This is a genomic window from Burkholderia sp. AU4i (assembly GCF_000466765.1).
Lineage (GTDB): Bacteria > Pseudomonadota > Gammaproteobacteria > Burkholderiales > Burkholderiaceae > Burkholderia > Burkholderia cepacia.
On the sequence record NZ_ASSI01000257.1, the window covers coordinates 1 to 7,846 of the forward strand.

Consider the following 7,846-nt stretch of genomic DNA (forward strand, 5'->3'; position numbering starts at 1 on the left):
CACCGACGAAGCGGTGCGGCTCGCGGCGCTCGCGCAGCGGCGCTGGCCGGCGTCGCACGCGGCGATCGTCGGGCATCTTCAGGCACTGATCGCGGCGCGCCGTTTCGCCGACGCGCAGGCGCAGGCGCGCGCGCAGGCGAAGGCCGACCCCGAGCAGCCGGACTGGTGGGACTATCTCGCGAAGGCGAGCGACGGCAAGGGCGACGTGCTGGCGCGGCGCCGCGCGCTCGCGGAGAAGCTTGCGCTCGACGGCGCGTGGCCGTCTGCGATTCGTCAGTTGAAGGAAGCGCGCGACGCGAAAGATGTCTCGTTCTACGAGCAGTCGATGATCGGCGCGCGGCTGCTGGAATTCGAGGCGCGCTACAAGGAAGAGCGCGAAGACGAGAAGAACGGCCGCGGTTAGCGTCCGGCGCGCGCCAAGCCGCTGCGGGTCAGGCGTCGCCGCCGGCCGCGTCGCGGGCCTGTCGTGCCGGGCTGGCGACGTAGCCGAACCGCGCAGGCACGTCCGCGCAGACGATGCTGCCGAGCGGCAGCGTGCGGCCGTCGCGCCAGCGCAGTACCGGCGGTGCGGCGTCGAAATCCGCGTGATCGGCGAACAGCCCGAGATCGTGATCGTGCAGCGCCGCGATGCGCGGTGCCGTGCCGGCCGAGCGAAACAGCACGCCGCCCGCGTCGTCGAGCCAGGCTTCGTCCGGTTCGAACGGCGTACCGGTCTGGTCGGTGAGCGCGAGTTGCCCGTCGTGTTCGGCCAGGCGGACGACCCACGGCGTATAGGCAAGCTCGACGTACACGCGCTGCGGTCCGTTCTGGAAGAACCACTGGCCCTGCGCATCGCATTCGTAGTTGCGGCCGATGAACGCGTTCAGCGCCGCATGCCGGATCGGCGAGCCGAGCTCGCCGGCCGCTTGGGCCGCGTCGTCGCGCAGCCGCCATTCGCCGCGCCGGTCGAGCAGCAGCCAGCCGGTACAGTGCGGCACGTTCGGCCATTTGGCGAGGGCCTGCCTGACGATGTCATCCATGGTCGACGAATTTGGAGCAATAGCCGAACACCCGCGCCGACAGCCAGTCGAGACGGCCGGGGAACGGCCCGGTCATGAATCCCGCGTGACCGCCGTCCGCGGGCTGGTCGAGCTCGACGGCCGGCGATACGTCGGCCGGGCCGGGCAGCGCGGATTCGGGCAGGAACGGGTCGTTGCGGGCGTTGAGGATCAGCGTCGGCACGTCGATCTCCGGCAGCAGCGGCCGGGTCGTCGCCTTCGTCCAGTAGTCGTCCGCGTTCGCGAAGCCGTGCAGCGGCGCGGTCACGACTTCGTCGAAGTCGCGCATCGTCACGGCCTGCAGCATCGCTTCACGGTCGAACAACCCCGGATACTGGTCGAGCTTCGCGAGTGCCTTGCGCTTGAGCGTCTTCAGGAAGCTGCGCGTGTAGACCATCGCGAAGCCTTGCGACAGCGCGCGCCCGCCCGCGTGCACGTCGATCGGCGTCGAGATCGCGGCGGCGGCCCGCAGGATCGACGTGTCGCTGCGATGCTCGCCGAGCCAGCGCAGCAGCACGTTGCCGCCGAGCGACACGCCGGCCGCCACCAGCGGCCCGCGATGCTGCGTGGCGAGCCGGCGCAGGATCCAGTCGACTTCGGCGCTGTCGGCGAGATGGTAGAAGCGCGGCTGGCGGTTGATCTCGCCGCTGCAACTGCGAAAGTGCGGGACGACCGCGTGCCAGCCCTTCGCGCGCGCGGCGGCCATCATCGCGAGCGCGTAGTGCGAGCCCGAGCTGCCTTCGAGGCCGTGGAACAGCACGAACAGCGGCGCATCGGGCGGCGGCGCCGCGCTGTCGAGATGCGCGACCCAGTCGAGATCGATGAAATCGTGGTCGGGGGTTTCCCATCGCTCTCGTCGGTAAGCGACGGCCGGGCGCCGTGCGAACAGCGCGGGCACGATGGTCTGGGCATGGCTGTTCGGCAGCCAGCGCGGTGCGCGATAGCGCGATGAATCGTCGTTGGGGGCCGGGGCCCCGGTCAGCGGCGAGGTGGGCGGAGAAGCCGTACTCATGATCGCCCCGCTAATGCGTTGCTTCGTTCTTCGTCAGTGCAGCGGACCCTGCCCGTGACGGATCTTCGCGGCGAACTGTCCGGCCGCCTGTTCGGGAATCGGGCTCGCGTGAATATGCGCGATGCGCCACTCGCCGCGCTCGTGAATCATCACGTACGTGGCGAAAACCATGTCGGGTTCGGCCGTCAGGTCGGCCTGCTGATGCGCTTCGGCGATCGTATAGACGACCGTGCCGAGGCTGTCGTACACGCGGATGTCGAGCGGCTCGATCGTCACGGGGCGCGTGGCGAGCCGGTTGGCGAGCCCGCTGCGGATCTGGTCGAGGCCGTGCAGATGCTCGCCGTCCGCCCATACGCAGCTGGCGAAATCCTCGTCGATCCACAATCCCAGCAGCGCGTCGAGATTGGCATCGGCGACGGCCTGGTAGTAGGCGTTCAGCGTATCGGCGGCGGCTTCGAAGAGGCGGGCAAAACGTGGCATCGGGGTTATCTCTCGCGCGCGTCGCGCGCCGTATTCAGCACGGCGGCCCGGATGGAGCCGCCGTACACCGGTGAATCGGATTGCCCGGCGCGTCGTGCGACGCTGCCGGCCAGGGTCAGCGTTGCCCGACGAGCATGCCGCGCAAATCGCCGAATACCTGCTCGGGACCGAGTTCGCGCAGGCACTTCAGGTGGCCGAGCGGGCACTCGCGTTCGAAGCAGGGACTGCATTCGAGATGAAGCCATTGTACCTTCGCCAGGTCCGACAGCGGAGGGGTGTGGCGCGGATCCGTCGAGCCGTACAGCGCGACGAGCGGCCGGCGCAGCGCGGCGGCGACGTGCATCAGCCCCGAATCGTTGGTGACCACCGCGTTCGCACGCGCGATCAGCGCGCATGCCTCCGACAGCGACGTCTGCCCGCACAGGTTGCGCACGTTCGGCGCGTGGTCGGCGATCGCCTGCGCGGCCGCGGCGTCCTTCTGCGAGCCGAGCGCGACGATCTGCGTGTACGGGAACGACTGATGGACGATGGTGGCGAGCGACGCGAAGTGCTCGGGCGGCCAGCGCTTGGCCGGGCCGTATTCCGCGCCCGGGCAGAACACGACGAGCGGCTTGCGCGTATCGAGGTTGAAGCGCGCGGACACGCGCGCCGTCTCGTTCAGGTCCGCGTCGAGGCGCGGCGCGGGCAGCGTCTTCATCGACTCGGGCAGCTTCGCGCCCGGCGCGTACGCAAGCGCCGCGTAGTGGGTCGTCATCGGCGGCCGCTCGCCCGACTTGGTCGGGTTCGCGTGCCGCACGTTCAGCAGCCCATAGCGGTGCTCGCCCGTGTAGCCGATCCGCAGCGGGATGTTCGCGAGCCACGGGATCACCGCGGACTTCAGCGAATTCGGCAGCACGTACGCCGCGTCGTAGCCGACGTCGCGCAGGTCGCTCGCGAGCTGCCAGCGGCGCAGCAGCTGCAGCTTGCCGTGCGCGAGATCGGTCGCGTAGACATCGTGGATCTCGGGCATCCGATCGAGCACGGGCGCGACCCACGAGGGCGCGACGGCATCGATCGCGATGCGGGGATGGAGTTTCTTCAGCAGCGCAAAAAGCGGCTGCGCCATCAATGCGTCACCGATCCAGTTCGGTGCGATAACCAGCGCTCGACGCATCAGGTCGACTTCCGATGTCTTGATGAAGCGCGGCGCCCAGGCGCCGCGTTCGGGTTGCCAGAATGGAGAACGGCGGCGCGCCGGAAGCCCGGCTGCGCCGCGTTGGGTCGGCGGGCCTGCAAGCCTGCAGGCCCGGCCGCCGGGGCTCAGTGGCCCTTGACGACCTCGCCGTCGCGCAGCTTGTAGCGCGTGCCGCAGTACGGGCAGCGTGCTTCGCCGTGCGAGACGTCGATGAAGACGCGCGGGTGCGCGCTCCAGCGCGCCATGGCCGGGTTCGGGCAGTACGCGGGAAGATCCTTGGCCGTCAGCTCGACCAGCGGCATTTCCTTGATTTCACTCATGGGACTTTCTCTTATCACTCTTTTGTGGGGCGGTCGGTGGCGCGGCGCGCTCAGACCTTCGTCAGCCAGTGCGCGTACTTCGCGTTCTTGCCCGACACGATATCGAAAAACGCCGACTGGAGCTTTTCCGTGACGGGGCCGCGCGCGCCGCTGCCGATCGTGCGGTTGTCGAGTTCGCGGATCGGCGTGACTTCAGCGGCCGTGCCGGTGAAGAACGCCTCGTCGGCCGTGTAGACCTCGTCGCGCGTGATGCGCTTCTCGATCACCTCGATGCCGGCGTCCTTCGCGAGCGTGATGACCGTGTCGCGCGTGATGCCGTCGAGGCACGACGACAGGTCGGGCGTGTACAGCTTGCCGTTGTTCACGAGGAAGAAGTTTTCGCCGGAGCCTTCCGACACGTAGCCGTCGACGTCGAGCAGCAGCGCCTCGTCGTAGCCGTCGGCCGTTGCTTCCTGGTTCGCCAGGATCGAGTTCACGTACCAGCCCGACGCCTTCGCGCGGACCATCGACACGTTCACGTGGTGGCGCGTGAACGACGACGTCTTCACGCGGATGCCCTTCGCGAGGCCTTCCTCGCCGAGGTACGCGCCCCACGGCCAGGCGGCGATCGCGACGTGGATCGTGTTGCCCTTCGCGGCCACGCCGAGCTTTTCCGAGCCGACCCAGATGATCGGGCGCAGGTAGCACGACTCGAGCTTGTTCTCGCGCACGACTTCCAGCTGCGCGGCTTCGAGCGTTTCGCGGTCGAACGGCACGTCCATCTGGAAGATCTTCGCCGAATTCAGCAGACGTTTCGTGTGTTCGTACAGGCGGAAGATCGCGGTGCTGCCGTCAGCCGACTTGTACGCGCGGACGCCCTCGAAGACACCCATGCCGTAGTGCAGCGTGTGGGTCAGGACGTGGATCTTGGCGTCGCGCCAGTCGATCAGCTTGCCGTCCATCCAGATCTTGCCGTCGCGGTCGGCCATTGACATAGGATTCTCCTGGGAAGCAGTTGTACAGCGGGTTGTATGCAGCGTTGAGCCGGAAAGACGCTTATTTTAGCGTCATTTGCCGGCGATCCGGTCGGTCGGCACGGGGCCGGCGCTATAATCGCCCGGTACCGATTCCAATAACGACGGGTCGTACCGGCAGGAGGCGCCGGCGGCCCGACGAACCGCCCGCCGCGGCCCGCTTCCCATGCTCGCTCGATTGTCCGCCACCGACCGCTTCGCGCTGATCCAGGGCGCGCGCGACTATTCCCCGACGCTGATGGCGATTCTCTCGTGGGGGCTCGTCACCGGCATCGCGATGAGCAAGTCGGTCATGACACTCGCGCAGGCGAGCGCGATGTCGCTGCTGGTCTACGCGGGCTCGTCGCAGCTCGCGGTGCTGCCGCTCCTCGCGGCGAAGCTGCCGATCTGGACCATCCTGCTCACGGCCGCGATGGTCAACACGCGCTTCGTGATCTTCAGCGCCGGGCTTGCGCCCCATTTTTCCTACCTGCCGCTGTGGCGGCGCCTGGCGATCGGCTATTTCAACGGCGACGTGATCTACCTGCTGTTCCAGAAACAGGGCTTCGCCTACGGTCGCGTGCCCGGCAAGGAAGCGTATTTCTGGGGGATGGCGCTCGCGAGCTGGCTGTCGTGGCAGGTGTCGTCGCTCGCCGGCATCCTGCTCGCGAGCTTCTTCCCTGCGAGCTGGGGGCTGGAGCTGGCCGGCACGCTCGCGCTGATCCCGATCATGGTGTCGGCCGTCGCGAACCGCTCGACGCTCGCGGCCGTCGCGGTCGCGGGCATCGTGGCGCTGGTCGCGTTCGACCTGCCGTACCGGCTCGCGCTGCCGCTCGCGGTGCTCGCCGCGCTCGCGGCCGGCTGCACGGCCGACTTCTTCGTCGAACGGGCCGACTGGCGGCGCATCCGCACCGAAACCGTGCACGAGAAGGAGATCGAATGAGCGCGACGGAGATCTGGATCGTCATCATCGGGATGACGATCGTCACGGCGGTCACGCGCGCGCTGTTCCTGATCGGCGGCGAGCGCACCGTGCTGCCCGAACGCGCGCAGCGCGCGCTGCGCTACGCGCCGGCGGCCGCGCTCGTCGCCGTCGTGCTGCCCGACGTGCTCGAAACGCCGGCCGGGCTGTCGTTCGCGCTGTCCAACCATCCGTTCTACGCGGCGCTCGCCGGCCTCGGCTGGTTTTTGTGGCGCCGCAGCATGCTCGGCACGATCGTCGTCGGGATGCTCGTGTTCACCGCGCTGCGCGTGATCTTCTGATGAGCCGCCGTTCAGGCCCGCCGGGCTCCGGCCGCTCGTGCAGGTGCATTGCTGCGTTGCGGCAATGTGTCCGTTTCCGCGCGCGATCCCAAATAGGCGGAATTCGCCGCCGCACGGGTCAGTCTGCCAGGTGGATCGGCTAGAATGCCCGTTCGAGATTTTTTACCCGTGCGCGTCATGCGAACCGCCAGCCACGGCCGCATCCGGCGCCCTTTCGCGGCAGCCCGCGCACGTCCAGCGTGAACCCCCTTTCCCCATCCACTACTTCAATCTGTTCAACATGAGCCAAGTCAAGCGTCTTACCGACCTGATCGCCGCCGGCCAGCTCGCCGGCAAGCGGGTATTCATCCGCGCCGACCTGAACGTCCCGCAGGACGACCAGGGCAACATCACCGAGGACACGCGCGTGCGCGCGTCCGTGCCGGCCATCCAGGCCGCGCTCGACGCCGGCGCGGCCGTGATGGTCACGTCGCACCTGGGCCGCCCGACCGAAGGCGAATTCAAGCCGGAAGATTCGCTCGCGCCGGTCGCGAAGCGCCTCGCCGAGCTGCTCGGCCGTGACGTGCCGCTCGTCTCGAACTGGGTCGAGAACGGCGTGAACGTCGCGCCGGGGCAGGTCGTGCTGCTCGAGAACTGCCGCGTGAACAAGGGCGAGAAGAAGAATTCGGACGAGCTCGCGCAGAAGATAGCGAAGCTCTGCGACGTGTACGTGAACGACGCGTTCGGCACCGCGCACCGCGCGGAAGCGACCACGCACGGGATCGCGAAGTACGCGCCCGTCGCGTGCGCGGGCCCGCTGCTGGCCGCCGAACTCGACGCGCTCGGCAAGGCGCTCGGCAACCCGGCGCGCCCGCTGGTGGCGATCGTCGCCGGCTCGAAGGTGTCGACCAAGCTGACCATCCTGAAGTCGCTGGCCGGCAAGGTCGACCAGCTGATCGTCGGCGGCGGCATCGCGAACACGTTCATGCTCGCGGCCGGCCTGTCGATCGGCAAGTCGCTCGCGGAAGCCGATCTCGTCGCGGAAGCGAAGGCGATCATCGATGAAGCGCGCGAGCGCGGCGCGTCGGTGCCGATCCCGACCGACGTCGTCACGGCCAAGGAATTCTCGCCGACGGCCGCGGCCACGGTGAAGCAGGTCGCCGACATCGAAGCGGACGACATGATCCTCGACATCGGCCCCGATACGGCGAAGGCGCTCGCGAGCCAGCTCGAGAAGGCCGGCACGATCGTGTGGAACGGCCCGGTCGGCGTGTTCGAGTTCGACCAGTTCGGCAACGGCACCAGGACGCTCGCGGAAGCGATCGCCAAATCGTCCGCGTTCTCGATCGCGGGCGGCGGCGACACGCTCGCGGCCATCGCGAAGTACGGCATCCACGACCAGGTCAGCTACATCTCGACGGGCGGCGGCGCCTTCCTCGAGTTCCTCGAGGGGAAGAAGCTGCCGGCGGTGGAAGTGCTCGAAACGCGGGCGGCCTGAGCGTGGCGGCGCGCGCAGGGGTGACGAAGGCCGCGCGCTCCGCGAAAGCGGAGCAGCCGGCCGGCGCGGGCAAGCGCAAACGCGCGCCCGC

Annotated in this window: 9 protein-coding genes and 1 pseudogene; 4 read left to right on the forward strand and 6 right to left on the reverse strand. The window is 68.6% G+C overall.

Going from position 1 to position 7,846, the window contains the following annotated elements; all coding sequences use genetic code 11:
- A pseudogene (locus tag L810_RS39490) lies at positions 1-403 on the forward strand (M48 family peptidase); the annotation flags it as partial.
- Positions 404-431: 28 nt separating this feature from the next.
- Here L810_RS39490 and L810_RS39495 read toward each other — a convergent pair.
- The 6 genes from L810_RS39495 to L810_RS39520 all read right to left on the reverse strand — a co-directional run bounded on the left by L810_RS39495 (position 432) and on the right by L810_RS39520 (position 4,997).
- A complete protein-coding gene (locus L810_RS39495) occupies positions 432-1,019 on the reverse strand; it encodes a DUF2946 family protein (protein WP_021163737.1) in 588 nt (195 codons plus the stop codon).
- Entirely contained in the window at positions 1,012-2,049 is a 1,038-nt protein-coding gene (locus L810_RS39500; protein ID WP_021163738.1) for a hydrolase, read from the reverse strand. The genes L810_RS39495 and L810_RS39500 overlap by 8 nt, the downstream gene beginning before the upstream one ends.
- Before the next feature lie 33 nt (positions 2,050-2,082).
- Positions 2,083-2,529, reverse strand: a complete 447-nt coding sequence (locus tag L810_RS39505; RefSeq protein ID WP_006749968.1) for a nuclear transport factor 2 family protein — start codon at positions 2,527-2,529, stop codon at positions 2,083-2,085.
- A 115-nt stretch (positions 2,530-2,644) separates the two neighbouring features.
- On the reverse strand, positions 2,645-3,682 hold the full coding sequence (gene waaF / locus L810_RS39510) for a lipopolysaccharide heptosyltransferase II (RefSeq protein ID WP_021163739.1): 1,038 nt from the start codon (positions 3,680-3,682) through the stop codon (positions 2,645-2,647).
- A gap of 146 nt (positions 3,683-3,828) precedes the next feature.
- The gene (locus tag L810_RS39515) at positions 3,829-4,023 is read right to left on the reverse strand and encodes a zinc-finger domain-containing protein (protein ID WP_006749970.1); all 195 of its coding nucleotides are present in this window, start codon (positions 4,021-4,023) and stop codon (positions 3,829-3,831) included.
- A 50-nt stretch (positions 4,024-4,073) separates the two neighbouring features.
- Complete coding sequence (locus L810_RS39520; protein WP_011353071.1) at positions 4,074-4,997, reverse strand: branched-chain amino acid transaminase; 924 nt, start codon at positions 4,995-4,997, stop codon at positions 4,074-4,076.
- Positions 4,998-5,202: 205 nt separating this feature from the next.
- Between L810_RS39520 and L810_RS39525 the strand changes: the two genes are divergently transcribed.
- The 3 genes from L810_RS39525 (at position 5,203) to L810_RS39535 (ending at position 7,755) form a co-directional block, all read left to right on the forward strand.
- Entirely contained in the window at positions 5,203-5,958 is a 756-nt protein-coding gene (locus tag L810_RS39525) for an AzlC family ABC transporter permease (RefSeq protein WP_042978151.1), read from the forward strand.
- Positions 5,955-6,278, forward strand: coding sequence for an AzlD domain-containing protein (locus tag L810_RS39530; RefSeq protein WP_021163740.1), 324 nt, complete (start codon positions 5,955-5,957; stop codon positions 6,276-6,278). Before L810_RS39525 ends, L810_RS39530 begins: the two co-directional genes overlap by 4 nt.
- Before the next feature lie 280 nt (positions 6,279-6,558).
- The gene (locus tag L810_RS39535) at positions 6,559-7,755 is read left to right on the forward strand and encodes a phosphoglycerate kinase (RefSeq protein ID WP_021163742.1); all 1,197 of its coding nucleotides are present in this window, start codon (positions 6,559-6,561) and stop codon (positions 7,753-7,755) included.
- Positions 7,756-7,846: the final 91 nt, after the last annotated feature.

Coding starts and splice junctions, on each gene's coding strand:
- L810_RS39495 (WP_021163737.1), bottom strand. CDS start 1,019: ATGGATGACATCGTCAGGCAGGCCCTCGCCAAATGGCCGAACGTGCCG.
- L810_RS39500 (WP_021163738.1), bottom strand. CDS start 2,049: ATGAGTACGGCTTCTCCGCCCACCTCGCCGCTGACCGGGGCCCCGGCC.
- L810_RS39505 (WP_006749968.1), bottom strand. CDS start 2,529: ATGCCACGTTTTGCCCGCCTCTTCGAAGCCGCCGCCGATACGCTGAAC.
- waaF (WP_021163739.1), bottom strand. CDS start 3,682: ATGCGTCGAGCGCTGGTTATCGCACCGAACTGGATCGGTGACGCATTG.
- L810_RS39515 (WP_006749970.1), bottom strand. CDS start 4,023: ATGAGTGAAATCAAGGAAATGCCGCTGGTCGAGCTGACGGCCAAGGAT.
- L810_RS39520 (WP_011353071.1), bottom strand. CDS start 4,997: ATGTCAATGGCCGACCGCGACGGCAAGATCTGGATGGACGGCAAGCTG.
- L810_RS39525 (WP_042978151.1), top strand. CDS start 5,203: ATGCTCGCTCGATTGTCCGCCACCGACCGCTTCGCGCTGATCCAGGGC.
- L810_RS39530 (WP_021163740.1), top strand. CDS start 5,955: ATGAGCGCGACGGAGATCTGGATCGTCATCATCGGGATGACGATCGTC.
- L810_RS39535 (WP_021163742.1), top strand. CDS start 6,559: ATGAGCCAAGTCAAGCGTCTTACCGACCTGATCGCCGCCGGCCAGCTC.